General features: G+C 63.3%; 27 protein-coding genes, 1 tRNA gene and 1 pseudogene. 8 read left to right on the forward strand and 21 right to left on the reverse strand.

Translation table 11 applies throughout. The features are described 5' to 3' along the window. Window positions 1–234: 234 nt before the first annotated feature. The 3 genes from NKH35_RS05840 to NKH35_RS05850 form a co-directional block, all read right to left on the reverse strand. A complete protein-coding gene (locus tag NKH35_RS05840) occupies window positions 235–3,426 on the reverse strand; it encodes an amino acid permease (RefSeq protein ID WP_084023693.1) in 3,192 nt (1,063 codons plus the stop codon). Window positions 3,427–4,311: 885 nt separating this feature from the next. Further along, window positions 4,312–4,518 carry a hypothetical protein gene (locus tag NKH35_RS05845; RefSeq protein WP_023681214.1) on the reverse strand — a complete coding sequence of 69 codons (207 nt, stop codon included), beginning with the start codon at window positions 4,516–4,518 and terminating at the stop codon, window positions 4,312–4,314. Between the two features lie 74 nt (window positions 4,519–4,592). Continuing rightward, window positions 4,593–4,892, reverse strand: coding sequence for a DUF1236 domain-containing protein (locus tag NKH35_RS05850; protein ID WP_023672073.1), 300 nt, complete (start codon window positions 4,890–4,892; stop codon window positions 4,593–4,595). A gap of 206 nt (window positions 4,893–5,098) precedes the next feature. On the opposite strand from NKH35_RS05850, the gene NKH35_RS05855 reads away from it, so the two are divergent. The 3 genes from NKH35_RS05855 to NKH35_RS05865 all read left to right on the forward strand — a co-directional run bounded on the left by NKH35_RS05855 (window position 5,099) and on the right by NKH35_RS05865 (window position 6,229). Further along, window positions 5,099–5,329, forward strand: a complete 231-nt coding sequence (locus NKH35_RS05855; RefSeq protein ID WP_033001362.1) for a hypothetical protein — start codon at window positions 5,099–5,101, stop codon at window positions 5,327–5,329. A 48-nt stretch (window positions 5,330–5,377) separates the two neighbouring features. Further along, window positions 5,378–5,686, forward strand: coding sequence for a DUF1236 domain-containing protein (locus NKH35_RS05860; protein ID WP_352913759.1), 309 nt, complete (start codon window positions 5,378–5,380; stop codon window positions 5,684–5,686). Between the two features lie 198 nt (window positions 5,687–5,884). Continuing rightward, window positions 5,885–6,229 (forward strand): low affinity iron permease family protein, encoded by a 345-nt coding sequence (locus NKH35_RS05865; protein ID WP_023672069.1) that lies wholly within the window; start codon window positions 5,885–5,887, stop codon window positions 6,227–6,229. A 102-nt stretch (window positions 6,230–6,331) separates the two neighbouring features. Here NKH35_RS05865 and NKH35_RS05870 read toward each other — a convergent pair. The 9 genes from NKH35_RS05870 to NKH35_RS05910 form a co-directional block, all read right to left on the reverse strand. After that, window positions 6,332–6,416, reverse strand: a tRNA-Leu gene (locus NKH35_RS05870). Window positions 6,417–6,715: 299 nt separating this feature from the next. Beyond that, window positions 6,716–7,336 carry a 2,3-bisphosphoglycerate-dependent phosphoglycerate mutase gene (locus tag NKH35_RS05875; protein WP_023672068.1) on the reverse strand — a complete coding sequence of 207 codons (621 nt, stop codon included), beginning with the start codon at window positions 7,334–7,336 and terminating at the stop codon, window positions 6,716–6,718. A 27-nt stretch (window positions 7,337–7,363) separates the two neighbouring features. Next, a complete protein-coding gene (dapB, locus tag NKH35_RS05880) occupies window positions 7,364–8,185 on the reverse strand; it encodes a 4-hydroxy-tetrahydrodipicolinate reductase (protein ID WP_023728741.1) in 822 nt (273 codons plus the stop codon). Beyond that, a complete protein-coding gene (locus tag NKH35_RS05885; protein ID WP_023681221.1) occupies window positions 8,182–10,041 on the reverse strand; it encodes an ABC transporter ATP-binding protein in 1,860 nt (619 codons plus the stop codon). The genes dapB and NKH35_RS05885 overlap by 4 nt, the downstream gene beginning before the upstream one ends. A 279-nt stretch (window positions 10,042–10,320) precedes the next feature. Then, the gene (locus tag NKH35_RS05890; protein ID WP_023710339.1) at window positions 10,321–11,340 is read right to left on the reverse strand and encodes a glucokinase; all 1,020 of its coding nucleotides are present in this window, start codon (window positions 11,338–11,340) and stop codon (window positions 10,321–10,323) included. Between the two features lie 152 nt (window positions 11,341–11,492). Further along, entirely contained in the window at window positions 11,493–12,575 is a 1,083-nt protein-coding gene (mepA, locus tag NKH35_RS05895) for a penicillin-insensitive murein endopeptidase (protein WP_373420153.1), read from the reverse strand. A 46-nt stretch (window positions 12,576–12,621) separates the two neighbouring features. After that, window positions 12,622–13,551: an SDR family oxidoreductase gene (locus tag NKH35_RS05900; protein ID WP_352913762.1), complete on the reverse strand. Its 930-nt coding sequence runs from the start codon at window positions 13,549–13,551 to the stop codon at window positions 12,622–12,624. Then, window positions 13,548–14,702 (reverse strand): tRNA epoxyqueuosine(34) reductase QueG, encoded by a 1,155-nt coding sequence (gene queG / locus NKH35_RS05905; RefSeq protein WP_352913765.1) that lies wholly within the window; start codon window positions 14,700–14,702, stop codon window positions 13,548–13,550. Before queG ends, NKH35_RS05900 begins: the two co-directional genes overlap by 4 nt. Continuing rightward, window positions 14,683–15,375 carry a glutathione S-transferase family protein gene (locus tag NKH35_RS05910; RefSeq protein ID WP_023728745.1) on the reverse strand — a complete coding sequence of 231 codons (693 nt, stop codon included), beginning with the start codon at window positions 15,373–15,375 and terminating at the stop codon, window positions 14,683–14,685. Before NKH35_RS05910 ends, queG begins: the two co-directional genes overlap by 20 nt. Before the next feature lie 171 nt (window positions 15,376–15,546). Between NKH35_RS05910 and NKH35_RS05915 the strand changes: the two genes are divergently transcribed. Beyond that, window positions 15,547–16,353, forward strand: a complete 807-nt coding sequence (locus NKH35_RS05915) for an undecaprenyl-diphosphate phosphatase (protein WP_352595257.1) — start codon at window positions 15,547–15,549, stop codon at window positions 16,351–16,353. A gap of 170 nt (window positions 16,354–16,523) precedes the next feature. Here the strand turns inward: NKH35_RS05915 and NKH35_RS05920 are convergent, their stop codons facing one another. Together NKH35_RS05920 and rsmI are read right to left on the reverse strand one after the other, a co-directional pair. After that, window positions 16,524–16,901, reverse strand: coding sequence for a YraN family protein (locus tag NKH35_RS05920; RefSeq protein ID WP_023698068.1), 378 nt, complete (start codon window positions 16,899–16,901; stop codon window positions 16,524–16,526). Continuing rightward, window positions 16,894–17,802, reverse strand: a complete 909-nt coding sequence (gene rsmI / locus NKH35_RS05925) for a 16S rRNA (cytidine(1402)-2'-O)-methyltransferase (RefSeq protein ID WP_352764682.1) — start codon at window positions 17,800–17,802, stop codon at window positions 16,894–16,896. Before rsmI ends, NKH35_RS05920 begins: the two co-directional genes overlap by 8 nt. Before the next feature lie 173 nt (window positions 17,803–17,975). On the opposite strand from rsmI, the gene NKH35_RS05930 reads away from it, so the two are divergent. Continuing rightward, window positions 17,976–18,161, forward strand: a complete 186-nt coding sequence (locus NKH35_RS05930) for a hypothetical protein (RefSeq protein ID WP_023687558.1) — start codon at window positions 17,976–17,978, stop codon at window positions 18,159–18,161. A 79-nt stretch (window positions 18,162–18,240) separates the two neighbouring features. Here NKH35_RS05930 and NKH35_RS05935 read toward each other — a convergent pair. The 7 genes and pseudogenes from NKH35_RS05935 to rph all read right to left on the reverse strand — a co-directional run. Further along, window positions 18,241–18,375 (reverse strand): annotated as a pseudogene (locus NKH35_RS05935) (EamA family transporter); the annotation flags it as partial. Between the two features lie 191 nt (window positions 18,376–18,566). Next, a complete protein-coding gene (locus tag NKH35_RS05940) occupies window positions 18,567–18,890 on the reverse strand; it encodes a low molecular weight protein tyrosine phosphatase family protein (protein ID WP_023698066.1) in 324 nt (107 codons plus the stop codon). 3 nt (window positions 18,891–18,893) lie between these two features. Continuing rightward, on the reverse strand, window positions 18,894–19,262 hold the full coding sequence (locus tag NKH35_RS05945) for a hypothetical protein (RefSeq protein ID WP_155923877.1): 369 nt from the start codon (window positions 19,260–19,262) through the stop codon (window positions 18,894–18,896). Window positions 19,263–19,333: 71 nt separating this feature from the next. Further along, window positions 19,334–20,491, reverse strand: a complete 1,158-nt coding sequence (hemW, locus tag NKH35_RS05950) for a radical SAM family heme chaperone HemW (protein ID WP_023681230.1) — start codon at window positions 20,489–20,491, stop codon at window positions 19,334–19,336. Beyond that, entirely contained in the window at window positions 20,491–21,138 is a 648-nt protein-coding gene (gene rdgB, locus NKH35_RS05955; RefSeq protein WP_023692946.1) for an RdgB/HAM1 family non-canonical purine NTP pyrophosphatase, read from the reverse strand. The genes hemW and rdgB overlap by 1 nt, the downstream gene beginning before the upstream one ends. After that, a complete protein-coding gene (locus NKH35_RS05960) occupies window positions 21,138–21,548 on the reverse strand; it encodes a VOC family protein (RefSeq protein ID WP_023732805.1) in 411 nt (136 codons plus the stop codon). The genes rdgB and NKH35_RS05960 overlap by 1 nt, the downstream gene beginning before the upstream one ends. A 190-nt stretch (window positions 21,549–21,738) precedes the next feature. Beyond that, window positions 21,739–22,455, reverse strand: a complete 717-nt coding sequence (rph, locus tag NKH35_RS05965) for a ribonuclease PH (protein WP_023672052.1) — start codon at window positions 22,453–22,455, stop codon at window positions 21,739–21,741. A 148-nt stretch (window positions 22,456–22,603) separates the two neighbouring features. On the opposite strand from rph, the gene hrcA reads away from it, so the two are divergent. The 3 genes from hrcA to NKH35_RS05980 all read left to right on the forward strand — a co-directional run bounded on the left by hrcA (window position 22,604) and on the right by NKH35_RS05980 (window position 25,382). Further along, entirely contained in the window at window positions 22,604–23,689 is a 1,086-nt protein-coding gene (gene hrcA, locus NKH35_RS05970; protein WP_023681233.1) for a heat-inducible transcriptional repressor HrcA, read from the forward strand. A gap of 36 nt (window positions 23,690–23,725) precedes the next feature. Further along, the gene (locus NKH35_RS05975) at window positions 23,726–23,926 is read left to right on the forward strand and encodes a hypothetical protein (protein ID WP_023672050.1); all 201 of its coding nucleotides are present in this window, start codon (window positions 23,726–23,728) and stop codon (window positions 23,924–23,926) included. Between the two features lie 106 nt (window positions 23,927–24,032). Next, window positions 24,033–25,382: a PQQ-dependent sugar dehydrogenase gene (locus NKH35_RS05980; RefSeq protein ID WP_023732804.1), complete on the forward strand. Its 1,350-nt coding sequence runs from the start codon at window positions 24,033–24,035 to the stop codon at window positions 25,380–25,382. Window positions 25,383–25,400 lie beyond the last annotated feature (18 nt).

Below are 25,400 nucleotides of genomic sequence, written 5' to 3' on the forward strand. Positions count from 1 at the left end.
AGGTGCGAACGTAGCGCCGAGACGGCCGGGTTTGAAGTGGTTTGTTCGGGGACTGGCCGGAAGGGGAGGTGGCTCCCGCGCCAGCTGGTGCGGATGCTTCGCATGCCCCGCGCTGCAAGGCAAACAGTGCGCCGACAAGTGCGACCTTTATAAGGGCGAGCCCGAGCAGTACCGCCAGCAGTCCTCGCTCACCAGTATGCTGCAAGAGCAGCGCGCCGACGGACGGCGCCGCGGCTATCGCGTTACGCCAAGCGCCTGAGGTGCGGTGGTATCCTCGGGCTCCCCGAAGGCAGATCCTGGCGAAAGCCCATTCGTCACATCTTTGTAGAGCGCTATCGGATGCGGGCGCCCCACCAGATATCCTTGGATTTCGGGACATCCTTCCCTCATCAGGAAGGCACGCTCGTCCTCTGTTTCGACACCCTCCGCGATGACAGGCAAGGCCAGCGCATTCCCCAGGCTGAGTATCGTGCGCACGATGGCCGCCGATTGGACATTCGAACCGACACCCGAAACAAAACTGCGATCGATCTTGATCTTGTCGAATGGAAACGCCTGCAACGAGGACAGCGAGGCATATCCCGTGCCAAAATCATCCATCGAGACCCTGACGCCCAACGCCTTCAACCTCCGCAAAACCGACAAGGCAGTTGCCCGGTCGCGGATGAGAACCCCTTCCGTGATTTCCAGTTCCAGCCGCCCCGGAGCAAGGCCGGTCTCGTAGAGGATAGAGTGAACGAGGCCTACCAGGTCCCCGAAACGGAATTGCACGGGAGAGAGGTTCACGGCGATCTGCAGCGGTGAGGGCCAGGAGGCCGCGTCTCTGCACGCCTGCCTGAGCGTCCATTCACCTATCTCAACGATCGTTCCATCCTGTTCGGCAAGCGAGACAAACGCGTTTGGGGAGATGAGCCCATGCTTTGGATGGTGCCATCGGGCGAGTGCCTCGAAGCCGAAGATTTCGCCGTCCATCCTGGCTTGCGGCTGATAATGAAGCACAAGTTCGCCATGGGCGACCGCAGAGCGCAAATCTCGCTGCAAGGCGTAGCGCTCTCTTAGCCGCTTATCCATCTCAGGATCGAAGAATTGCACCATTCGACGACCGTCCGCCTTGGCCCGGTAGAGCGCTGCGTCGGCATTTGCCATCAGCGCCGCTGCATTCTCTCCGTCTTTCGGATAGATCGCCGCCCCGATGCTCACCCCGATCGAAATGTGCTGGCCCCGGATTTCGAATTTGCCTGCCGCCGATTCGAACAGACGGTCCGCAACGTCCTTGGCACTCGCGGACCGGTCATCCATGGCCAGGACAACCGTGAATTCGTCGCCACCCATGCGCGCGATAAAGGCCTCAGGCGCCGCGGTTTGGAGACGCCGGGAAATGGTGCAAAGCAGATCGTCGCCGGCGGCGTGCCCGAAAACGTCGTTCGCCTCTTTAAAATGGTCAAGGTCGATGCTGAAGACGGCAAAGCTGGCGTGCGTTGCTTTTGCACGCTCGAGCGTCGTGGCCAGGTGTGCTGCAAGCGCGGCTCGGTTCGCCAGGCCGGTAAGCGGATCGTGGTGCGCGAGATGCGCGATTTCCTCGTGCCGTGCCATCAGTTCGGTGCGCGCTACGTTCATGTTCTCGCGCGCGTCGTCCAGGCCGTGGGCGGCTTCCCTCACCTTGTCCTGGAGCAGATTGAAGCTTTCGGCCATCTCTCCAAGTTCGTCACGAGAGTTTACGGTAACCGGCATGATGTTCACGGAGGCGTGCGCCGCCGCGAGGTCTCCCCGCCCCAAGGCGACCATGGCGAGAGAGAAGTCCTTCAGCGTTCCGGATGTCAGACGCTTTGCCGCGTTGCTCACCTCGGTTGCCGAGTGGGTGATCATTCCCGGCAAAATCAGGCCAACGCTGATGGTCAGCAGCGCGACAACGACAAAAATGTCCTCCAGCGCGGCGACCAATGAAGTGTCGCCTTGGGGAACGCTGCCGATCGCCAGGAAATAGCCGGCACCGTCAAGCACGAGCACAAAAAGCATGGCTCCGGTAAGCTTCAGGTGAAGCGTATGTGGCAGCAACTGTAGACCGAGTGCGTATCGATCCTCCATCGTGCGCCAGGCGTAGAGCGCAGCACCCGAATATGCCAAAGCCAGACCGAACAGGACGGTAGGAAGGCCAAATTGCTGAAATCCCAGTATGGCGGTCAACAGCCATATTGCAGCCGCGCCTACGCCAAGGATGATGGTTCCCCTGGGAGCCCGGAAGGGTCGCTCGGCTTCGGGACTGTCACGGCGCAATAGCCAGACTGCGATGTTTGGCATGCAGATGCTGATCAGGTACGTAAAATTGGCCGCGGCGATCATCCAGAGCGGATACCCGCACAGCATGAAGCCGATTGCCGCAGCAGCTGTGAGCAGCGTTGCCGCCCAGGGACAATCTGTTGAGGTGCGCCTGGCCAGGAAGCTCGGCAGCAGGCCGTCTTCGCTCAGCTGCGCAAGGGTCCGCGCGGCGCCTGCCAATGGCTGCAACGTTCCATGGAACATGTTCAGCATGATGAGCCAGATGGCGGCCGCCTTGCCGAAACTCCCCAACAAGGGCGCAAAGGTGGGCCCGAGAGCTATGGCGAGGTCGGTGCCGAGCGGCTCCGGCCCGAGCACACCCAGCCAGACAACCGGCAGGACCAGGAAATAGACGCCGGCCATTGCGGCGCTGGCCCACATCGCCAGAGGAATGTTGCGGTTGGGATCGATGGTTTCGCCAACATGGCAGGCTGCAGCCTCAAATGCCGGTGCGGCAAACCCGATCAGGTACAGTCCCGCCATCACCGACGTGATATCGCCGAACAGGCCGGTAAACGGGCTGGTCAGGGCAAAATCCGTCGCCTGCCGCCAGTCGACCGAGCCACTGATGACCGGGACGAGGGATGAGAGAAACGCAAGCGTCGCGGAGGCAGTGGCGATCGGGATCGCCAGTTGGACCACCCACTTGATTCCACACAGGTTGACCGCCGTAAAGAATGCGATGAGCCCGCAGGCGACCGCCTCCACGGGGAGGCCCGGCAGGTACCATTGCTGGATTGCAGACGCTGAAAGAACCGCTGTCAGTCCGCAGGTCGGCACCCAACCCCACCAATAGCAGGTGCCCGTCAGAGCCGAGAGAACGGGACTGTAAGGTCGGAAGGCTTCGGCGCACGCTGCAGAGATACCGCCGACGCGGTTTGGCCACATGAGAACCAATTCGGTCCACGCAGGCGCGGCGGCCCAGCCTAGAAGCAGACCAACAACGAGCAAAGGAACCGCAGCGCTTCCTTGACCGGGAATATTCCCCTGACCGACAAAAAGGGCGGCAATCAGAAACAGGCTTTGATTGCTGCCACCCATGGCGAGCGCTGTCGTGCCCATCCATCCCAAGGTTCTCGGGTGCGGTCGTGAAGGCGTGAGGCCCGGCATTCAGAGACATCCATTCGAGTGCGGAGCGCTGTCTGACTGGCGAATGTAACCTGCGGAGATATGTCTGTCGAACGTCGCGCTCCCGAAGTCAAAGTTGGACCTTAGGTGAGACGTATTAAGACTTCGTACCAAACCAGATCCGCCCGATGATCGCTGTCAACTTGCGGTAGCTGCGGTTCAATCATGCTGATGCCGGCCCGAATGGATCGATCTCCTCCGATCTGGGATATCATATCAACTTTATCTAATCGCCCACTATGAGGGATAGTCGCGGATACAGCCTAATATCGATTATTATCGACAAATCTCGTGATTGCGGGGCGCCATCATTCGAAACGGCGGCTGAAGTCGACTGTAGATCGCTAAGCACATTGACCGCTTTTGACTTCGTACCTCGCCATCATGGGGGCAAGCACCGAGACTTCACGCCGTGCCTCAAGTTGGAGCTAACTTGTGCGAGCATGCAGCATAGCCCCGCGTTGCAGGGCAAACAGCGCGCCGACCACGCTGGGCGCGGCGGTCGGCCTTGGCGCGCTGGTGGGTCCTTCCCAGGCCGGCGCCCGTACGGTCGATATGGCGATCGCTCGCTACCATCATCCGATCTGCACCAAACTGGCCTCGGTGACATTTCTGACCACAGGCGTGGCGACGCTCTGGACCGGCCTGCCCGGTTCTGCCGACCGCGGTGATTTTCTATGGCGCCCGCATCGGCTAGCATGGCCGAGTATCGTCACATGCGGCGACATGGTGTTCTGGACGATGCTTGAGCGCGACGCGACCTCGCCAGCGGGCACGCCTTCGACGCCGGCCCGTAGCAGGAATGTGTTCAGCACCAGAACACTTGGGATCAGCGTTGCGGGCGCCTGCACACGTGAGTACTCCGCCTCACAAGCCTTCCGGCTGGTCCTCGAGGACGAACGACGCTGCAATCAGGTCATCGCCGCTGATGCGGCCACTGCCGCCAACCATGATGGATGCGACTTTCTGAAAGGTCTTCATGTCGGCCTCTGTTATGCGCGCATCGCGCATTCTCGCCCTGAGAGAACCCAGGCGGGTATCAAGGGCTGGCGATGTCTCGACGTCATCGATCATCTTCGATCATCCTGGAGCGCAATGTGAAATCCGCTGCCCGCCGCCATGGCCGGCGGCGGGCGGCAGCTATTCGATCAGTCGTAGACCTTCACAATTTTCCGGGTGCCGGGGTCGACCAGGACGGTGCGGTTGTCGACCACGACATAGCGGTATTTGACGTTGGGAACTTCGTGCAGCTCGACCGTATCAGGCAAGGCACTGCCGACGTTCAGCTCCACGCCCGGGATCTTCACCGAAGCCAGCGGCTGCTTTTTCACGTATTCGCGGACGACCGTATCCTGCTCCGGTGTGATGACGACATCCTGAGCTGCGGCGGCGCCGACCCCAGCCAAAAGCAACAAGCCTGCAGCGGCACTTGCAAAGTGGATTTTCATGGTTTTCTCCTCGCGTAATCCGGCGACGGCACCACGCCTGTTCGCCGAGGGACCGAACTTGAGATCAGCCAGATTGTTCCTGTGACTTCAGTCCGCGGCGAACCAGACCAAAGTCGGATATCAGCTAAGACCCAAGTCCCGAGGCGGAACGTTCAAGCGGGGCAGGCGTTTCCCAAATGCAACTAAATAAAACAGGAGAGGAACACATGGCAGACGGCCCAACTGTTGTTAATTCTGGGGGTGGCGGCGGCACTGCGATTGCTGTTGTTCTTGCACTTATTGCGGTCGTAGTGTTGCTTATTTTTACCGGCGTGATCAATATTCGCGGCGACGGCGGCAAGGATATCAACGTCAAGGTTGAAGCGCCAAAGGTGGAAGCTCCGGCTGCACCTGCAAAGCCTGCGGCACCTGCCCCAGCCCCTGCGAGTGGCGGCTGATCTGCTCGTATCCACGCTTCCGAACTGACCTATGAAAAGGAAATTCCCATGACCAGATATTTCGTCGGCGCCGCTGGCGCCCTCGTCCTTATGGCGGGCATCGGCACCTCGTTTGCCGAGGATGTTATTGTTCTCAAGCCCGAACAACAGACGGTCGTTCGCGAATATATCCATAAGCAGAAGCTGGCCTCAGTCAGTTTGCTCGGCGTCGAACTCAATGTCGGCACGGCACTTCCAGACACTGTCGAGCTCCACGCAATCGACGTTCCGGATGTCCGCTACAAGTATACGGTTGTCGGAGATCATGCGGTTCTCGTCGATCCCGACACGCGCAAGATCGTGCAGATCATCGAATAACGCGCGAGCCCGCCGCCCCGGGCTGGCGGGGCGGGCTGTGGCTGCCCTGTGAAAGTCTACGGGCAGCCTTTTCTCAACGGGAGGATGTCTGATGTTTAGCGACAAGGAAACTTGGGTCCTGGAAGCTGCCTTACTCGCGGCAATTCCAATTTGCGTAGCCGTCACCGCACTCGTGGCATTTTTGACCGCGGCCTGGATATGAACCGCTTCCTCTTTGTGATGGGCGACTTTCTATCCCGGCCACCGGGCTTCTATGTCCTTCTTGTAGCCATGCTGCTCTGTACTGCGTTGGTGCCATTCGGCCTGACCAATGTGGTCACCTACGCATTGTCGGTAGCGGCCATCGTGATCACCGGCGTTGTGCTGATCCAGGGTTACCGCGACACGGCCGCCATCCACGCCAAGCTTGATGAGATTATCGTTTCGCTGAATGAGACCAGAAACGATGTCGTCGGCTTGGAGCATGCCGAGCCGGAGGAGATTCGGGAGAAGCTCCAGACACTCGAAGAAGAAGCAATGAAAGCGGTTCGCCCGCCGCATTGACCCTCCGCCGGACTATCTGTCATCCATCAGCAAAAAAGCCCGGGAAACCGGGCTTTTTTGCTTCGCGTCTAAATCATTTCGGACTTATCCGAAACGGGAATTTGGTGCCCAGAAGAGGACTCGAACCTCCACTCCTTGCGGAACACGGACCTGAACCGTGCGCGTCTACCAATTCCGCCATCTGGGCTGGTGCGGGCTCATGTAAGCGGGCAAACGATATGTGTCAACGCGCTTTTTCGAGGGCCGCTGCCTGCCGGCTTAGTTTCCCGGGGGTCAGCGCCGCCCCTCACCTGCCTGCCGGCATCCTCTCCCCGTTCAGTGACGGGGAGAGGGGCGCTCTCATCGATGATTTTCGCCGGTCACCTGCGTCACAAGAAGAGCGCCGAGGCTGCGGCCAGCCCTTTCTCCCCGTCACTATACGGGGAGAAATGCCCGGCAGGGCAATGAGGGGCAGCGCCGACTTGGCGAATGCGTTGGCCGAAAACCTCACCCCTCCAGCACGTCCTTCGACGCCACGGTGGAATCGGCGTTGAGCTTGTAGATCACCGGCACGCCGGTGCCGAGCTCGAGCTTGACGATCTCCTCGCCGCTCTTGCCGTCCAGCGCCATGATCAGTGCGCGCAGCGAATTGCCATGCGCGGCGACCAGCACGGTGCCGCCTTTCAGAACATGCGACTGCATGTCGTGCAGGTAATAGGGCCAGACGCGGGCGCCGGTGTCCTTCAGGCTTTCGCCGCCGGGCGGCGGCACGTCGTAGGAGCGGCGCCAGATATGCACCTGCTCTTCGCCCCACTTCTGACGCGCGTCGTCCTTGTTGAGACCGGAGAGGTCGCCGTAGTCGCGCTCGTTCAGCGCCTGGTCGCGGATCGTCTTCAAATCGCTCTGGCCGACCGCGTCGAGAATGTGCTGGCAGGTCTTCTGCGCCCGGATCAGCGCCGAGGTGAAGGCAATGTCGAATTTCAAGCCGCGTGCCTTGAGCTTCTGGCCGGCTTCCTTGGCCTCCTTGTGGCCCTGCTCGGTAAGGTCGACATCGCGCCAGCCGGTGAACAGGTTCTTCAGGTTCCATTCGCTCTGGCCGTGGCGCACGAGCACGAGAGTTCCCGACATGTTTGCTCCTTCAAAATTATGGATAGTTTAGCTCAAGCCGAGCACGTCCCGCATGGAATAAAGTCCGGGCTTCTTGCCGCGCGCCCAGAGCGCGGCCTTGACCGCGCCGCGGGCAAAGATGGCGCGGTCCTCGGCATGGTGCGACAGCGTGATGCGCTCGCCGGTTCCGGCCAGGATGACGCTGTGGTCGCCGACCACCGAGCCGCCGCGCAAGCTGGCAAAGCCGATGGTTCCTGGCTTGCGCACGCCGGTATGGCCGTCGCGTGACCGCACATCGTTGCCGGCAAGGGAAATGCCGCGTCCCGCCGCCGCCGCTCCGCCGAGCAGCAAGGCGGTGCCCGAGGGCGCGTCGACCTTGTGCTTGTGATGCATTTCGAGGATCTCGATGTCGAAATCCTCTGGACCGAGCGCGCGCGCGGCCTGCTCGACCAGCACCGCCAGAAGATTGACGCCGAGGCTCATATTGCCGGATTTGACGATCGTCGCGTGGCGCGCCGCGGCCTCGATCCTGGCGTCGTCTTCCGCCGAGCAGCCGGTGGTGCCGATGACATGGGCAATGCGTGCCTGCGCGGCATAGCCTGCGAATTCGACGGTGGCTGCCGGCATGGTGAAATCGAGCACGCCGTCGGCCTTGGCGAACACCGGCAGCGGATCGTCGCCGATCGTCACATTGATGATGCCGATGCCGGCAAGCTCGCCCGCATCCCTGCCGAGATAGGGCGATCCGGTTCGTTCGACCGCGCCGACGACGCGGGCGCCGGGGATCGAATGGATGGCGCGGATCAGCGTCTGGCCCATGCGGCCGGCCGCCCCCACCACCACCAGGCCCATTTCGCCGGATTCGCTCATGCTGTTCTCCCCACCGCCTTCTTGGCGCGGCTGCGCCGGACCGGAGTTTGGACGGGCTTCGAGTCGTCGACAAGCCCCAGTCCGTTCTTGCCTTGAATCCGGTGGAAGCGGGCGTAGACACTGTTTGGATCGGCCATCAGTGCGGCATGGGTGCCTTCCTCGACCAGGCGCCCCTCTTCAAGCACGATAATGTGGTCGGCGTTGACGACCGTCGACAGGCGATGCGCTATCACGATGGTGGTGCGCCCTTCCATCACATGGGTCAGCGCCTCCTGGACGCGCGCCTCGGCCTCGTTGTCGAGCGCCGAGGTCGCTTCGTCGAGCAAAAGGATCGGCGCGTTGCGCACGATCGCCCGCGCAATCGAGACGCGCTGGCGCTGGCCGCCGGAAAGTGTCGAGCCGCCCTCGCCGACGGGCGTATCGTAACCCTGCGGCTGCTGACGGATGAACTCGTCGGCCGCCGCCAGCACCGCCGCCCGCTCGATCTCGGCGTCGGTCGCCGAAAGTCGGCCAAAACGGATGTTGTCGCGTATGCTGCCTTCGAACAGATAGGGCGCCTGCGAGACATAGGCGATCGAGCCGCGCAGCGAGTGCTTGGTGACTTTGGAAATGTCCTGGCCATCGATCTCGATCGAACCCTTGTCGACATCGTAGAAGCGCTGCAGCAGCGCCACGAGCGTCGTCTTGCCGGCACCCGAGGCCCCGACCACCGCCGTAACCTTGCCGGCCGCGGCAGTGAAACTCAGGTTCCTGATCACCGGCATGTCGGCGCTGTAGCCGAACGTCACATTGTCGAAGCGAACCTCGCCGGTGGTGATCCTGGCTTCGACCGCGTCGGGCGCATCGCCCTGTTTAGGCTCCAGGTCGAGCAGCTCGTAAATCATCCGGGCGTTGACCAGGGCACGTTCCATACCGACCTGCGTACGAGCCAGGCGCCGTGCCGGATCGTAGGCCATGATCAGCGCGGTGATGAAGGAAAACACCGCGCCTGGTGGCTGTCCGAGCACCAGCGCCCGGTAGCCGGAATAGGCAAGGACGGAGGTAATGGCGAGACCGCCCAAAATCTCGGAAATCGGCGACAGCCGCTCCGCGACCCGGGCGATCTTGTTGTTACGTTGCTCGGCCGTATCGGCCATGATGCCGATCCGGCGCGCCAGCTCGGCTTCCAGGGTGAAGGCCTTGACGATGGCGATGCCTTGCGTGGCCTCCTGCACCGACCCGTTCAGCCGCGAGTTGATCAGCACCGATTCCCGGTTGATGCGCCGCAATCGGCGGGTGATGTAGACGACGGCCCAGATCAGCGGCGGCCCGATCAGCAGCGAGCTGAGCGACAACACCGGATCCTGGTAGATCATGACGCCGACGAGGGCGATCAGCGAGACCGCGTCGCGGCTGATGGAGGTCAGCGTCAGCGACAGCAGATCGCGAACGCCGCCGACATTCTCGTTGACCTGTGCCGCCAGCCGACCGGAACGCGTATCGTTGAAGAAGTCGACGCCGAGCTTCATCAGATGGTCGAAGCTGCGCTTCTGGTAGCGGGCGACCAGATTGTTGCCGATCTTGGCCAACGCGACCGCCTGGCCGTAACCGGCGAAGCCGCGCAGCACGGAGGCGGCCATGAACCCGGCGCAGATCCAGACGATCATGTCGCCGCGTCGTTCGTAGAAGATCTCGTTGATCATCGGGGCCATGATCCACGCCGTGAAGGCGGTGGTGGCGGAAACAATCAGCAGGCAGCCGACGGCAACGACATAGGTCCAGCGATATTCACTACCGTTTTCGGCCAGGATGCGGCGCAGCACCGCAGTGACCTCAGCTGGCTGGACTTTCAGTTTGAGTGGACTTTGAGCGGTCAAATCGCGGGCGCTTCGTGGTTTGCTAGAGCATGATGCCGAAAAGTGTGAAGCGGTTTTCGGACGACATCATGCTCTATCTCTTTGATTTAGAGCCGGATTCAGATTTCAGGTCGATTCGATCTGAGATCATCCGGCTCTAGGGATGCCAGGCTGGAATTCGGCCCCCTCTTAGCGCCCCGGCTACGGCTTGCCTATGGCGAAACTTCGTCGCGGCCCGAGGTTAGGGTCACGAGAGCGGCAGCCATTCCAGGAAAATACCCGTTTTCGGGACGAAATGGATCATGCCCGCCAGCGCCGCCCCGCCGTCTGGACGCCGAACAGCGACGGGTTGCGGGCATAGGCGGCAAGGCCCAGAAGTGCCGCCAGAGGGTGGGTGATGACATAGACCGGCATCGAGGCCATCAGCGCGCTGTGCGGCGCCTTGTCTTCGAAGGCGGCGCGGAAATTGCCTTCCTTCAGTGCCGGAACGATCTTCTGCGCGATGCCGCCGGTCAAGAACACGCCGCCGCGGCTCATGAACACCAGCGCGAGGTCGCCGGCGGTGCGGCCGAGGCAGGTGACGAACAGCGCCAGCGCTTCCTCGGCGACCGCATCGGTCTTGGCCAGGGCCGCCCCGGTGATTTCGGCCGGCGTGGTGAACGGCGCCGGCTTGCCGTCGGCCTTGGCGACCGCCCGGTAGACATTGACCAGACCGCGCCCGCACAGGATCTGCTCGCCCGAAATGCGGCCGTCCAGCTTTTCGATATGCGGGAACACCTCGAAATCGCGCGGCGTCCGCGGACCGATATCCATGTGGCCGCCTTCGCCAGGCACCGGTATCCAGTGGTGGAGGGCATGAACCAACCCGGCGACGCCGAGGCCGGTGCCGGGACCGAGCACGACACGCCCGGCATTCTCCTCCGGCGTGCCGCCGCCGATCTTTTCCATGTGCTCTTCGCCGAGCGCCACGACGGCCAGCGCCTGCGCCTCGAAATCGTTGAGCACGACGATGTCGCCCAGGCCCAGATTGGCAAACATCTGCTTCGGCTTCACCACCCAGGGACAGTTGGTAAGCGGGATCTCGTCGCCATCGACTGGTCCGGCGATCGCCAGCACTGCCGAATTCGGCCGGATGGACGACCGGTCGAGCACCGCCGCCTGGATCGCCTCGTCTATGGTGGCGAAATTGGCGGTTTGCACGATATGCGGCTCACCGGCTTCCGAATTTGCGTCGAGCACGATCGAAAAGCGCGCATTGGTGCCGCCGATGTCGCCGATCAGCACTGGAAACCGCAACGCGGTGTCGTCGTCGCCTGACATGCTCTTGCTCGTCCCCTTTGCGGCGCCGTTGCGACCGTTTCAATCGCCCGGTTTTTCAATCGCCCGGTGTTCAATCGCCCGGTGTTCAATCGCCCGGTGTTCAATCGATTGACTAGCGCATGGCCCCGGAAAGGGAAAGCGTCAGTTCGCCATCACTGTCCGACGTTTGCCGGCGGCCGTCGCCTTGGCAGGGGAATGCCGATCTCCGGCGTGGCGGTGAAGGCGTTGGCTGCGTTTGGCAAGCCGCCCGCATTGCCCGCAATAGGCGGAGGCGCGTCGGGTTCCGGCGCCCTGGCGGCGATCGGCACGCCGCCGCCGCGATAGGTGACGGCTTCCGCCGAGTCCGCGTCGGGCTGGTCAAGCACGAACTGGCATTGTTTCGGCAGGTTCGCCATCGTCATCAGGTCGCGCGCCTTGGGCGCATCCGGGTTCTTGTTGGGGCGCCACGGCTCCTCGGTAAACCACCAGGCCAGCGGCTTGCCGCAGCCGTCATCGTCGGGCGTCGCTTCCTGTCCCTTGCAGTTGGGCGAACCCGGCTGGCAGCCGATGCGGATGTGGAAATGATAGTCATGGCCCCAGAACGGCCGGATTTTTCTCAGCCAGGTACGGTCGCCGGTGACGGTGTCGCACAGCTTCTTCTTGATGCCTGGATTGACCAGGATGCGCTCGACTTCCGGATAGCTCGCGGCGCGCTTCAACAGCTTGGTATGTATCGGCTTCCACAGCCTGTCCTTCACCAGATGCGTCTTGTCGTCGACCATCAGCGTGGCGCTGATGTTTTCGCGCTCCTGGGTCGTAAGCTTGCGGTCGGGCATCGGCGTCAGCCAGATGTCGGCGTCGAGGCCGATCTGGTGCGAGGCGTGCCCGGTCAGCATCGGGCCGCCGCGCGGCTGAGAGATGTCGCCGATCAGAAGCCCCGGCCAGCCGTCGGCGGCGGCATCGCGCGACAGCTTCTCGATCAGCGCAATCATCGTTGGATGACCCCAGCGCCGGTTGCGCGAGGGGCGCATCACCTCCCAGTTCTGGCCGTCCATCGGAATGGCGACGCCGCCGGTGAAGCAGCCCTTTGAATAGAAGCCGAAGGATTGCGCCGCAGCCACCGCCGGCAGCTTCTTGGCGCCGAACAGGTCTTTTGCCCGTGGCTCGGCCGTGATTGCGCCCGCCACCAGCCCGGCCAGCGCCACGATCGCCAGCGCCGCCGTCAGGAACGGCCGTCTGCCGGTCAAGGATCGCATCGAAATCGTCATGAACCCCACTGCAAAAGTCCGCAACACAATCGAATCATATCACCCTCGGGCTCGCGTTTCGATTATCTACCTTCATCGGGCTGCGCGGCTCGCCGTCGCGCCAGCCGCCGTCGGCCCACATCCGATCGAACGCCTGGCGGTAGTCCGGATAGCGGAACCGGTAGCCCGCTGCCTTGATCGCGGCGTTGGCGACGCGCTTGTTCTCGCCATAGAAGGACCGCGCCATGGGCGAAAGTTGGGCGGTCTCGAAAGGAATCTCCGGCGGCGGCTCGACGCCCATCAGCGAAGCGGCATAGGTGACGACATCCTGCGGTGGCGCCGGCTCGTCATCGGTGACGTTGAAAATGCCGCCTCTATTGCCACCGATGAGGTGCCAGAGCGCACCGGCGATGTCGTCGCAATGGATGCGGTTGAACACCTGGTCGGGCTTGACCAGCCGCCTGGCCGTGCCGTTTTCCAGATTGACCAGCGCGTTGCGTCCCGGCCCATAAATGCCGGAAAGCCGCAGGATCGCCACCGGCTTGCCGGTCTCGAGGCCAAGCTGCAGCCAGTCCCGCTCGGCCGCCACTCGCATCGACGAGCGTTTCGACACCGGCCGGCACTCGGCCGTTTCATCGACCCAGGCGCCGTCATAATTGCCATAGACGCCGACGGTCGAGAGATAGCCGATCCAGCGAAGCGCCGGCATCGCCTCGATCGCCTTTCGCGCGGCGAGAAGCACAGGGTCGCCGGCCTCCTCCGGTGCCACGGAGACGATGAGATGGGGGGTCTTTTCCAGCGCATCGCCGATTTCAGGGGTCAGGGCGCCGTCGAACAGCAGCGGCGCGATGCCGACCTGCCGCAGCGCGTCGAATTTTTCCGATGAGCGCGTGGTGCCGAAGATCGTAATCGCCTCCGCATTGGCCCGTGCAAAGGCTTTGCCCGAATAGCCGGCGCCGAAGATAAAAACCTGTTTTTCGCTCATGCATGCGCCTCGATTGGCAATGCGGACAGCCATTCGTCCTGCACTGTAGTGTCGGTTTCGGTTTTCAAGTAGATCGCCGCCTGCCCGTTGAATTCGGCGGCCGTCACCAGCCGCGCCAGCGCCCAGATCGCCGCGCCGCGCACCAGCGGCGAGGCATCGCCAAGCAGATCGCGCACCGGGCCGGCCAGCGAAACATCGCCGGAATTGCCGGCGGCGGTCAGCACATTGCGGACAAAGCGGTCGCGGCCGATGCGCTTGATCGGCGAGCCGGAGAAAAAGGTCCGGAACGCCGTGTCGTCCAGCTGCAACAGTTCCGCCAGCGGCGGTTCGCGCAGTTCATCGCGCGCGGCGAGCTTGGCCTCCGAGGCGGCGCGGGCGAACTTGTTCCACGGGCAGGCGGCGAGACAATCGTCGCAGCCATAGATGCGGTTGCCGATCTTTTCGCGGAATTCTTGCGGGATCGGCCCCTTGTTCTCGATGGTCAGGTAGGAGATGCAGCGCCTGGCATCGAGCCGATAGGGCGCCGGAAAGGCATCGGTCGGGCAGGCGTCGAGACAGGCGCGGCAGGAACCGCAATGGTCTACCTCGGTCGCATCTGGCGTGAGCTCCGCCGTGGTGAAGATGGTGCCGAGAAACAGCCAGGAGCCGTGCTCGCGGCTGACCAGATTGGTGTGCTTGCCTTGCCAGCCGAGCCCGGCGGCCTCAGCCAGCGGCTTTTCCATAACCGGGGCCGTATCGACGAAAACCTTCACGTCGCCGCCGGCCCGCGCGACGATCTTGCCGGCGATCTCCTTCAGCCGGCCCTTCATCACTTCGTGATAGTCGCGGTTTTGCGCATAGACCGAGATCGCGCCGAGATCGCGCCTTGCCTGCAGCGCACGCGGATCGTGGTCGGGGCCGTAATTCATTGCCAGCACGATGATCGAGCGCACCTCGGGCCACAGCGTCGAAGGCTCGCTGCGGCGTTGAAGCGTCTCCGCAATCCACGCCATCGAACCGTGAAAACCATCGGCGACGAATTCTGCCAATCTGGCCGGCGCCAGCGGGATCGCATCGGGCGTGGTGACGGCAACCGCATCGAAGCCGGCGCGCCGCGCCTCGGCGTCGATCAGCGCGCGCAGGGTTTGGCTTCTAGAAGTCGAGGTCCGCATAATGCGAAACCGGCGACAGGCCGCGAACCCGGTCGGAGAGCAGCGGCCGGAACGACGGCCGCGATTTCACCCGCGTGTACCATTCGCGCGCCGCGGCATGCTCGCGCCAGTCGATCTCGCCGAGATAATCCAGCACCGACAGCGTCGCGGCCGCCGCCAGGTCGGCATAGGTGACCTTGCTGCCGGCCAGCCAATGACGGGTGCCGGCCAGCCAGTTGGTGTATTTCATGTGCTGGCGAATGTTGGCGCGCGCTGCGCGGATCGCCGCCGAATCGGGGGAGCCGCCGCCCGCCGTTTCCGGCATCACCGGCTTCAGCACGCGCTCGCGCACCAGATGCCGGGTCACTTCGCCTTCGGCCTTGTTGAGATACCAGTCGGTCAGGCGGCGGATTTCGGCGCGCTGCATCGGGTCTTCGGCAAACAGGCGCTTGTCGCGCTTCAGGACGCCACGTGTTTCGTCGAGATATTCAGCGATCACCATGGCGCCGACGATCGGCACGTCGCCTTCGGCCAGCAGGATAGGCAAGGTGCCGGCTGGGTTCAGCGCCAGAAACTCCTTGCGCCGCGTCCACGGTTTTTCCTCGATCAGCGCCAGCTCCTCGCCATATTCGCCGAAGGCGAGGCGCACGAAGCGGCAGGTGGCGAACATCGGGTGATGGAAAAGCGTCAGCATGATTCCGCGATATTAAGGCGCACTGGCGAATCGCCGTCCGCACCGGTAAGTCTTGGCGGCCCGTCATGCGGCCGTCACGGTGCTGCGACCTATAGGGGGACTTCCGCGCCGTGACAAGCAAGCCCTTTTGCCAGCCGTTTCCTTCCGTCCCTTGAATGCCGAGGTTGCCATATGGATAGCCATACCATTGTCGAAGCCCTGCTGCTCGGCCTGCTGGAGGGGCTGACCGAGTTCATCCCGGTCTCCTCGACCGGCCATATCCTGCTCGCCGGCCATTTCCTCGGCTTCCATTCCACCGGCAAGGCGTTCGAGATCCTGATCCAGCTGGGCGCCATCCTGGCGATCCTCAGCGTCTATTTCCGCCGCCTGTGGCAGATGCTGCTCGACCTGCCGCATGACCGGCTGACGCGGCATTTCGTCCTCGGCATCCTGATTGCCTTCCTGCCGGCCGCCATCATCGGCGCGCTGGCGCATGATTTCATCAAGACGGTGCTGTTCGAATCGCCAAGGCTGATCTGCATCATGCTGATCGTCGGCGGCGTCGTGCTCTTGGCCGTCGACCGCATGAAGCTGCAGCCGGTCTACCGCGACGTCGAGCGCTTCCCGACAAGGCTTTATTTGCAGATCGGCCTGTTCCAGTGCCTGTCGCTGATCCCCGGGACGTCGCGCTCCGGTTCGACCATCGTCGGCGCGCTGCTGCTGGGCGTCGACAAGCGCGCGGCGGCGGAATTCTCCTTCTTCCTCGCCATCCCGACCATGGTCGGCGCCTTCGCCTTCGATCTGTTCAAGAACCGCAACGTGCTGAGCAGCGCCGACCTGCCGATCATCGCCATCGGCTTCGTCGCCGCCTTCGTTACCGCGCTGATCGTCGTGCGCTTCCTGCTCGATTACGTCTCGCGCAACGGCTATTCGCTGTTCGGCTGGTGGCGCCTGGTCGTGGGTGGCGTCGGGCTGGTGGCGTTGATGATCTGGGGGTGAGCTTTACCCTCCCCCTTGTAGGGGTCCGAAGGACGGGCGAGACAGGCGGCTCGCCCCGGTCAGTCGATCCGCAAAGCGGATCGGGGTGGGGGCGCCACACCCCGCCCCACCAACGACGCGTCGCGTCGCTTGCTCACCGACTCTCCCCACAAGGGGGAGGGTAAAGGCCGCTAACTCCTCCCAAAAAACGCGTTCTCGACATGCACCGGCCAGCGCCAGGGCAGCACCGCGATCATGTCGAAGCGCATCGACAATCTGCCGTAGTCCGGCTGCCGCGACAGCCAGATGTCGGCGGCGCCCTCGATGCGGCGCTCCGATTCGTGGCCGATCGCCTCCATCGCTTCCATCAGCGTGCGCCGCGCCTTGACCTCGACGAACAGCACCAGGTCGCCGCGCCTGGCGATCAGGTCGATTTCGCCGAAGCGGGTGCGATGCCGGCGGGCGAGGATGCGATAACCTTTCAGCATCAGCGCCGCCGCCGCCAGCCACTCGCCGCGATGGCCGCGCCGATAGGCTTTTTGGCGGCTGGCGGCCGGGCGCTCAGCCACCTTCGCCTTCTCCACCCGCATTCCTGAGTTCCAGCAGCCGGCGGTAGAGCGACTGCTTCTGCCCGCCTGTCATCTTCGCCGCTTCCGCCGCCGCCTTGGACGCCGGCATTTCGGCGGCCAGCGACAGCAGCAGCCTGTCGATGTCGGCGGGTTGCTCGGCCTTGATCTCGGCGGGCCCGACGCAGATGACGATCTCGCCCTTCGGCGTGTCAGCCGCCGCATAGTGGTCGGCCAGCGCCTGCAGCGTTCCCGTCCGCATCTCTTCAAAAGTCTTGGTAAGCTCGCGGCCGATGGCCGCCTTGCGCCCATCACCCAGCGCCTCGACCATCGCAAGCAGCGTATCGGCCAGCCTGCGTGGCGACTCAAAGAAGATCAGCGTTGCCGACACCGTCCTGAACGTTTCGAGCTTTGTGAGCCGCTGCCCTGCTTTCACCGGCAAAAACCCCGCAAACAGGAAGGCGTCGGACGGCAGGCCCGACGCCGTCAGCGCCGCCAGCGGCGCCGATGGGCCGGGGATCGGCACCACGCGCAGGCCGCGCTCCAGCGCTTCGCCGACCAGCCGGTAGCCTGGGTCGGAGATCAGCGGCGTGCCGGCATCCGAAATCAGCGCCACGCTCTGCCCGGCCTCGAGTGCTGCGATCAGCTTCGGTCCCGCCTCGCCGGCATTGTGTTCGTGATAGGCGGTTGTGCGCCTGCGGATGCCGTATCGGTCGAGCAGCACGCGTGAGACGCGGGTGTCCTCGCAGGCGACTATGTCGGCGGCAGCCAGCGTTTCCAAGGCGCGCAGCGTGATGTCGGAGAGGTTGCCGATCGGCGTCGCCACCAGATACAGCGCCGGCGCCAGCGACCGGACCGCGATCTCGGTCTGCCCGATCACATAGCTGCGCTTCTCGCCGGTCACCGGGGTCTCTCCATTTCGCCCTGTTTGGCACGGCGCGCGCCGGGTTGCAAAACTCCCGAACGTCGAGCCAAACCTGACGCCGATGTAACCCGGCGGCCATGTCTTTGCCACAGTGGGGAACGAAAGCGTGGCTGGCGGATTGAATACCTGAGTCTCTTGAGGAGGAGGACAGGATGGACAGCCTGGAATTGCAGGACGTTTTCGAGCCCTATTATGCCGAGCGCAAGCGCTTCACTGCGCGAAAGGGCAAGCGTGCGCTCGCCGAAAGCGACACCGGCCTGGCCAGTCGGGCGGCCACCGCCTTGCCGACGAATGTCAGGCTTTCGGACAACAAACCGGACAGCACGACGGAGCACTGACCGTACGATGCCCAATCGTTTCGATATCTTCATCACCCGTCTTGAAACGAAGAGCGCCCGCGAAGGCGCGCCGCCGCATCCGATGAACGACCAGAACAGCGTCCGCCGGGACAAGAGCGACGCCAAGCCGGCCCGGACCGGAGAGGCGCATGCCGAGAAACACCGCGGCAAGCGCCGCTTCAAGCACGACGCTTAGTTTGTCGATCGGTGCAACATCGTCATCCTAGGGCGAAGCAAGGAGCGAAGTGACGCGGCGCAGACCCTATGATCCATTCCGTGACCTCTGCCGAAGGATGCAGCGGCGCAGAATTCTGAACCGCTGCAGCGCCTTAACCTCGCGGCATGAATCCTCGGGTGAAGTCCGAGGATGGCGAACGCGGGCGTGGAACGCCCCAACCACATCAGTCAGCCCAGGTATCGCGTCACCCTCACCTCCAGCAATCGCACCAACTCCGGATCCATGAATCCGTAATCATCCGGGATGTCGAGGCAGATGACGCGGGCCTTCTTCAGGCTCTCCTTGAATTTCTTCTGCAGCTTGGTGCGGTGCGCCTTTTCCATCACGAAGACGATGTCGGCCCAGGCGACCAGCTCATGCGTCAGCGGCGTGTCTGCATCGTGATTGGTGCCGGCCGACTCGACCTCGATATCCCTACGTTTGGAGAACACCTGCTCGGCGGTCGGGCTGCGCAAGCGGTTCTGGCTGCAGACGAACAGGACGTTCTTCACCGACTACTCATCCCAGATCTTACGCAGATTTTTGCTGAGAGGGATGTACTGATCAAATGTGAGTCCATTCAGATCAAACTCGAGCAACTCATCCTTGGCGATTCCGCGAAGCTTATTTCCAATATATGTTATGAAACTGAGGACAACGCTGAATTCGCTCAAGTGGGTCAATTTTAGTTTCGATGTGACCGTTGCGTTCCTGATGAAAATCGCCTGAGCCTCAAAGAGGTCGTCTTGCTCTGGAGATCTCAAGATTTCGGTCAATCCAAACTCGAACACATCATCCGTGTTCAATGTCATCAAGGTCTCGTGGATCAGGAACGTCATCGCAGGAGTCACCTCGGATGCGGCGCTGGCACGCCAGCGGTTCAACAAGTCGACTTTCTAACATCCTTGCTCAAGCCGATAAATCGTCCAACAGCCCGGCCATTTGCCCTGTGGGCTCACCGCGCCAAATCCGCCACCACGGCATCGAGCACGATCATGCCGGCTGGCGTGGCGCGTAGCCTGGCATTGCCGATCGGCGCCACCAGCCCCTCATCCTGCAGCACGGTGAGCCGGGCGCTCGACAGGCCGCGCCCGGAAAACGCCTCGTAGCGGGAAAGGTCGATGCCTTCGGCCAACCTCAGCCCCATCAGCAGGAACTCGTCGGCCTCTTCGGAGCGCGTCAGGATCTCGCCGCCGGTGACGCCATGGCCCCTGGCCTCCACCAGATTGGCCCAGGTCTCCGGCATCCGCTCGGCGATCGTCACGGTGCGGTGGCCGTTCTCGATAAAGCGGCCATGCGCGCCCGGTCCGACGCCGACATATTCGCCATAGCGCCAATAGGTCAGATTGTGCCGGCTCTCGGCGCCCGGCCTGGCGTGGTTGGAAATCTCATAGGCCGGCAGGCCATGCGCTGCGGTGATCTCCTGCGTCAGCGCATAGAGATCGGCGGCCCGGTCATTATCGGGGATGATGAATTTGTTCGCCGCATGAAGGGCATGGAACGGCGTGCCTTCTTCGATGGTCAGCTGGTAGAGCGACAGATGGTCGGCGGCATGGCCGATCGCCTGTTCGAGCTCCGCCTGCCAGTCGTCCAGCGTCTGGCCGGGGCGGGCGTAGATCAGGTCGAAGGAAAGTCTTGGGAATATGTCCCGTGCCAGGCCAATTGCATGCAGCGCCTCGTCGACATTGTGCAGCCGGCCGAGGAAGCGCAGATCCTTGTCGTTCAGCGCCTGCACGCCGAGCGACACACGGTTGACGCCGGCGGCGCGGTAGCCGCGAAATCGCTCGGCCTCGACCGAGGACGGATTGGCTTCCAGCGTCACCTCGATGCCGTCGGGCACCGTCCAGTTCTTCGCCACGGCGTCCAGCACCGCCGCCACCGTCTGCGGCTGCATCAGCGACGGTGTGCCGCCGCCGAGAAAGATACTGGTCACTTCGCGCGGCCCGGTCCGCTCGCTCATGGTCTTCAGCTCGTTCTCGAAGGCGCGGGCAAAGCGCTCCTGGTCGACCGGCTGGTGACGGACATGGCTGTTGAAGTCGCAATACGGGCATTTGGCCGCGCAGAACGGCCAATGGATGTAGACCCCGAAGCCCGGGCTGCGGTCCAGCGACATTAAGCTGAGCCTAACCTGGCGCGGGCGAATTTCTGGAAGGCGCGGGCGCGGTGCGACAGCGCCGTCGGCTGACCGGGCTTCCAGCCGTGTTTTTCCTCAGCGCTCATCTCGCCGAACGTCTTGTCGAAACCGTCGGGCAAAAACACCGGGTCGTAGCCGAAGCCCAGTTCGCCGCGCGGCGGCCACACCAGCGTTCCCTCAGCTTCGCCGCGATAATATTCAGCCTCGCCATTGGGGAAGGCCAGGCAGATGACGGCGACGAACCGCCCCTTGCGCTGCGCTGGCTTGGCGGCGCCGACCTCCTGCAAGGCCACTTCGGTGCGCTGCATGGCCATCCCGAAGTCGCGGCTGCCATCGGGAGCTTCGGCCCAATTGGCGGTGTAGACGCCGGGGGCGCCGTCGAGCGCGTCGACGCACAGGCCCGAATCGTCCGACAGCGCCGGCAGGCCGGTCGCCTTAGCCGCGGCGAAGGCCTTGATGTAGGCGTTTTCCTCGAAGGTGGTGCCGGTCTCCTCCGGTTCCGGCAGGCCGTAGTCCTTGGCCGACTTCGCCTCGAAGCCGAACGGACCCATCAAATCGGCGAATTCGCGCAGCTTGCCTTCATTGTGGCTGGCAACGACGATCTTCTTTCCATCGAGAGAATGCATCAAAGGCCCCAGATCCTTGGCTCGGCGAATTCGATCGAATTGCCCGAGGGGTCGCGTATGTAGATCGAACGCCCGCCCTGCGGCCATTCGAATTCGCTTTCGATGGCGATGTTTTTCGCCTCAAGTTGCGCCTTCCACTGTGCGAGTTCATCCGCACTTGCGGCAAAGCAGAGATGGCCCCCGCCGACCGTGCCATGCGGCGGCACTTTCAGCCGCGCATCCGGCGCCGGGGGGATTTTGGTGGCTTCGGCATTGAAGACCAGCAGCACGCCCGGGCCGCAGCGGAAGAAGAGATGGCGGCCGTCGACCTTGCCGAGGAGAGGGAGGCCGAGGACGTTGGAGTAGAAGGCTTCGGCAGCGGCGAGATCCGTGACGTAAAGCGCTGACTCAAGAATAGCGGAGGGTTGCATCAGGCACCCCCCTCTGCCCTGCCGGGCATCCCCCCCGCAAGGGGGGAGATTGGCAGTTCCGCTGGCGGCGTCTCAACGTTGATGGTTGGCGAAAACGGTAGCGACCTCTGATCTCCCCCCTTGCGGGGGAGATGGCCGGCAGGCCAGAGGGGGGTGTGAAGGATCGCCGACGTCATCACGTTAAATTCAATCAGGCCACAGCCATCTGCTGCAAGCTCACCAGCCGCTGAATGCCCTTCTTTGCCAGGCCCATCAGCTCCGCGAACTGCCCTTCCGAGAACGGCTCGCCCTCGGCGGTGCCCTGGATCTCGACGATGCCGCCCTTGCCGGTCATGACGAAATTGGCGTCGGTGCCGGCAGATGAATCCTCGATATAGTCGAGGTCGATGACCGGCTGGCCGTCATGGATGCCGCAGGAAATTGCCGCGACATGGTCTTTCAGCACCTTGGCAACGCTGGCCATCTGCCGCGCTTCCATCCAGCGCAGGCAATCGTAAAGCGCCACCCAGCCGCCGGTGATCGACGCCGTGCGGGTGCCGCCATCGGCCTGGATGACGTCGCAGTCGACGGTGATCTGCTGTTCGCCCAGCGCCTGCAGGTCGACAACGGCGCGCAAGGAGCGGCCGATCAGCCGCTGGATTTCCAGCGTGCGGCCGCCTTGCTTGCCGGCCGAAGCTTCACGGCGCATGCGCTCGCCGGTCGAACGCGGCAGCATGCCGTATTCCGCCGTCACCCAGCCCTTGCCGGAATTGCGCATCCAGCCCGGCACCTTTTCCTCCAGGCTCGCCGTGCACAACACATGAGTGTCGCCGAATTTCACCAGGCACGAGCCTTCGGCGTGTTTGGAGACGCCGCGCTCGAAGGAGATGGCGCGCATTTCGTCGGCTTGGCGTTTGGAAGGGCGCATCGAGGCCTCTTTCTGTTCTTTTATGGTTTCGTCGGCGGCTTGTAGACGCATGCAGCCCATGGCGCAAAGGAAAAGGCCCCCATACAGACGCCGGGTTGCGCGGGGGCGAGGGAAGTCTATATCCTTGGGCCGGAGGTTTTTGGCTCGAATGACCAAGGCAGTCACCGAACCCAGTCTGCTGGCGCCCGCGCTGCAATCGCTCGACATGCGTTCGCGCGACATTTTTAGGCGCATCGTCGAATCCTATCTGAAGGACGGTGAGCCTGTGGGATCGCGCAGCCTGTCGCGCATCCTGCCGTCGTCGCTGTCGCCGGCCACCATCCGCAATGTGATGAGCGACCTCGAACATCTCGGCCTGATCTATGCCCCGCACATCTCGGCCGGGCGCCTGCCGACCCAGACCGGCCTGCGCTTCTTCGTCGATGCCTTCATGGAGCTTGGCGATCTCTCCGACGAGGAACGCCGGGTCATCGAGGCGCAGGTGCGCGCCTCCGGCTCGGGCGCGACGCTGGAACACATGCTGACCGAGGCCAGCCAGATGCTGTCGGGCATGTCGCGCGGCGCCGGCCTGGTGCTCGCCACCAAGAACGAGGTGGCGCTGAAGCACATCGAGTTCATCCAACTCGAGCCGACCAAGGCGCTGGCGGTGATGGTGTCGCAGAATGGCGATGTCGAGAACCGCGTCGTCGACCTGCCGGCCGGCATCACCGTCTCGCAGCTGCACGAGGCCTCCAACTTCCTCAACGCCCATATCAGGGGCCGCACGCTCGCCGAGGCGCGCATCGAGATCGCCCGCATCAAGGACGAGACCAGGGCAGCGCTGGACACGCTGTCGCAGGATCTGGTCGAGAAAGGCCTGGCGGTGTGGGCCGGCGCCGATAGCGGCCTGCCGGCGCGCCTTATCGTGCGCGGCCGCGCCAATTTGCTCGAAAACGTCACCGCCCAGGCCGATATCGAATTGCTGCGCCACCTGTTCGAGGATCTGGAGACGCAGGACGGGCTGATCCAGCTGCTTGACCTCGCCGAGGACGGCCCCGGCGTGCGGATCTTCATCGGCTCGGAAAACAAGCTGTTCTCGCTCTCCGGCTCGTCGCTGGTCGTGGCGCCTTACCGCGACAAGGACGCCCGCGTCGTCGGCGCGCTCGGCGTCATCGGCCCGACCAGGCTGAATTATGCCCGCATCGTGCCTATGGTCGACTACACTGCGCAATTGATTACCCGGATGTTAAGATAATTCCGAAGCCGGGATCACCGTAAAGGAGGGCGCAGAATGGCGCTTGAATCGTTCAAGGCCCAGATCAGCATGCTGCTCGAAGAAATGGTCAACCAGCCGGAGGACGAGCACGAAATCCAGGAGCAGCTGCGCGAAAAACTGCGCGAAATGCGCGCCATGGGCTTGCCGCTGCCGGAAGATCTCGTCGCATTGGAAAAGCGTCTCGACGACGATCTGGACGTCGAAGAGGAAAGTTGAGCGGTTCTCTCGTCGAATCTGCGCGCGCACGCTTCTCTTTTGCGGCGGCCGCACAATATCTCCCTTGTCGTGACGCGCCGACCGGCGCGAGTTCGAGGAGAACAGCATGATCCGGATTGCCGGCTTCGCAGGCCTTGCCCTGCTTCTGGCCACCAGCGCCTTCGCCCAGCAGGCTGATCAACTGCTGCTGACCGGCAAGGACGCTTTCGGCGACTGGAAGGCCGACAAGCCAGGTGTGCGCCGGCTGATTAGGCCGGATGATCTGAAAAGACCCAACATCACCGAATCCGCCTCCAACAGCGCCGGCCTTGGCGATCGGCCCGAGGGCGCGAAGCCCGTCCTGCTGCCTGGGTTTTCGGCCGAACTGGTTGCTTCCGGCATTTCCAATCCGCGGGTCGTGCGCGTGGCGCCGAACGGCGACCTGTTCGTCGCCGACAGTGACGCCAACCAGATCCGCGTCTATCGGCTGGCCAAGGGTAGCGCGAAGCCGGCCGAAGAGGGCATTTTTGCCGACAATCTCAACCAGCCCTATGGCATCGCCTTCTACCCGCCTGGCGACAAGCCGCAATGGGTCTACGTCGCCAACAACGACAGCGTGGTCCGCTACGCCTATCGCGACGGCGACCTTAAAGCCTCCGGCGAACCGGAGACGATTGTCTCCGACATCCCTACCGGCGGCCACTGGACCCGCGATATCGCCTTCTCGCCGGACGGGAAGACGCTGTATCTCTCGGTCGGCTCCGGATCGAACGTCGCGGAGGGCATGCAGAAGGCACCGAAGGGCGGCCTTGACGCCTGGGCAAAATCACAGCCACTCGGCGCCACCTGGGGTTCCGAGGATGGCCGTGCCGACGTGCTGGCCTTCGGCCCCGACGGCAAGAATGGCCGCATCCTCGCTACCGGCCTGCGCAATTGTTCGGGCATGACCGTGCAACCGGCCACCGGCGCGCTGTGGTGTGTCGTCAACGAGCGCGACGGTCTCGGCGACGATGTGCCGTTCGAATATGCCACCTCAGTCAAGGACGGCGCCTTCTATGGCTGGCCCTGGTATTATATCGGCGCCAACGAGGACCCGCGTCACGAGGGCGCGCGCCCAGACCTCGCCGGCTCGGTCACCGTGCCCGACGTGCTGATGCAGGCGCATTCGGCGCCGCTCAACATCGCCTTCTATGACGGCGGCAATTTCCCGGCAGAGTACAAGGATGACGCCTTCGTCGCCCTGCACGGCTCCTGGAACCGTGGTATGAGGACCGGCTACAAGGTGGTGCGGCTGAGATTCAGCGACGGCAAGCCGACCGGCGAGTACCAGGATTTCATCACCGGCTTCGTCCTCTCCGACGACGCCGTCTGGGGCCGGCCGGTCGGCGTCGCGGTGGCCAAGGACGGCGCGCTTATCGTCACCGAGGATGGCAACGGCACCATCTGGCGCATCACCCATGTCGACGGCCCGTCCTGAGCCGGCGAACTGCGCAAC

Origin of the sequence: Mesorhizobium sp. M1143 (assembly GCF_040318435.1) — a bacterium.
GTDB lineage: Bacteria > Pseudomonadota > Alphaproteobacteria > Rhizobiales > Rhizobiaceae > Mesorhizobium.

What these genes read in the sequence shown, in the direction of transcription:
- NKH35_RS05910 (WP_023728745.1), bottom strand. Translation starts at nt 15,375, where the DNA reads ATGCTGACGCTTTTCCATCACCCGATGTTCGCCACCTGCCGCTTCGTG.
- NKH35_RS05865 (WP_023672069.1), top strand. Translation starts at nt 5,885, where the DNA reads ATGAACCGCTTCCTCTTTGTGATGGGCGACTTTCTATCCCGGCCACCG.
- NKH35_RS05840 (WP_084023693.1), bottom strand. Translation starts at nt 3,426, where the DNA reads ATGCCGGGCCTCACGCCTTCACGACCGCACCCGAGAACCTTGGGATGG.
- hrcA (WP_023681233.1), top strand. Translation starts at nt 22,604, where the DNA reads ATGACCAAGGCAGTCACCGAACCCAGTCTGCTGGCGCCCGCGCTGCAA.
- NKH35_RS05850 (WP_023672073.1), bottom strand. Translation starts at nt 4,892, where the DNA reads ATGAAAATCCACTTTGCAAGTGCCGCTGCAGGCTTGTTGCTTTTGGCT.
- NKH35_RS05890 (WP_023710339.1), bottom strand. Translation starts at nt 11,340, where the DNA reads ATGTCAGGCGACGACGACACCGCGTTGCGGTTTCCAGTGCTGATCGGC.
- rph (WP_023672052.1), bottom strand. Translation starts at nt 22,455, where the DNA reads ATGCGCCCTTCCAAACGCCAAGCCGACGAAATGCGCGCCATCTCCTTC.
- dapB (WP_023728741.1), bottom strand. Translation starts at nt 8,185, where the DNA reads ATGAGCGAATCCGGCGAAATGGGCCTGGTGGTGGTGGGGGCGGCCGGC.
- queG (WP_352913765.1), bottom strand. Translation starts at nt 14,702, where the DNA reads ATGCGGACCTCGACTTCTAGAAGCCAAACCCTGCGCGCGCTGATCGAC.
- NKH35_RS05975 (WP_023672050.1), top strand. Translation starts at nt 23,726, where the DNA reads ATGGCGCTTGAATCGTTCAAGGCCCAGATCAGCATGCTGCTCGAAGAA.
- NKH35_RS05855 (WP_033001362.1), top strand. Translation starts at nt 5,099, where the DNA reads ATGGCAGACGGCCCAACTGTTGTTAATTCTGGGGGTGGCGGCGGCACT.
- hemW (WP_023681230.1), bottom strand. Translation starts at nt 20,491, where the DNA reads ATGTCGCTGGACCGCAGCCCGGGCTTCGGGGTCTACATCCATTGGCCG.
- NKH35_RS05875 (WP_023672068.1), bottom strand. Translation starts at nt 7,336, where the DNA reads ATGTCGGGAACTCTCGTGCTCGTGCGCCACGGCCAGAGCGAATGGAAC.
- rdgB (WP_023692946.1), bottom strand. Translation starts at nt 21,138, where the DNA reads ATGCATTCTCTCGATGGAAAGAAGATCGTCGTTGCCAGCCACAATGAA.
- NKH35_RS05900 (WP_352913762.1), bottom strand. Translation starts at nt 13,551, where the DNA reads ATGAGCGAAAAACAGGTTTTTATCTTCGGCGCCGGCTATTCGGGCAAA.
- NKH35_RS05930 (WP_023687558.1), top strand. Translation starts at nt 17,976, where the DNA reads ATGGACAGCCTGGAATTGCAGGACGTTTTCGAGCCCTATTATGCCGAG.
- NKH35_RS05915 (WP_352595257.1), top strand. Translation starts at nt 15,547, where the DNA reads ATGGATAGCCATACCATTGTCGAAGCCCTGCTGCTCGGCCTGCTGGAG.
- mepA (WP_373420153.1), bottom strand. Translation starts at nt 12,575, where the DNA reads ATGCGATCCTTGACCGGCAGACGGCCGTTCCTGACGGCGGCGCTGGCG.
- NKH35_RS05960 (WP_023732805.1), bottom strand. Translation starts at nt 21,548, where the DNA reads ATGCAACCCTCCGCTATTCTTGAGTCAGCGCTTTACGTCACGGATCTC.
- NKH35_RS05845 (WP_023681214.1), bottom strand. Translation starts at nt 4,518, where the DNA reads ATGATCGATGACGTCGAGACATCGCCAGCCCTTGATACCCGCCTGGGT.
- NKH35_RS05980 (WP_023732804.1), top strand. Translation starts at nt 24,033, where the DNA reads ATGATCCGGATTGCCGGCTTCGCAGGCCTTGCCCTGCTTCTGGCCACC.
- NKH35_RS05860 (WP_352913759.1), top strand. Translation starts at nt 5,378, where the DNA reads ATGACCAGATATTTCGTCGGCGCCGCTGGCGCCCTCGTCCTTATGGCG.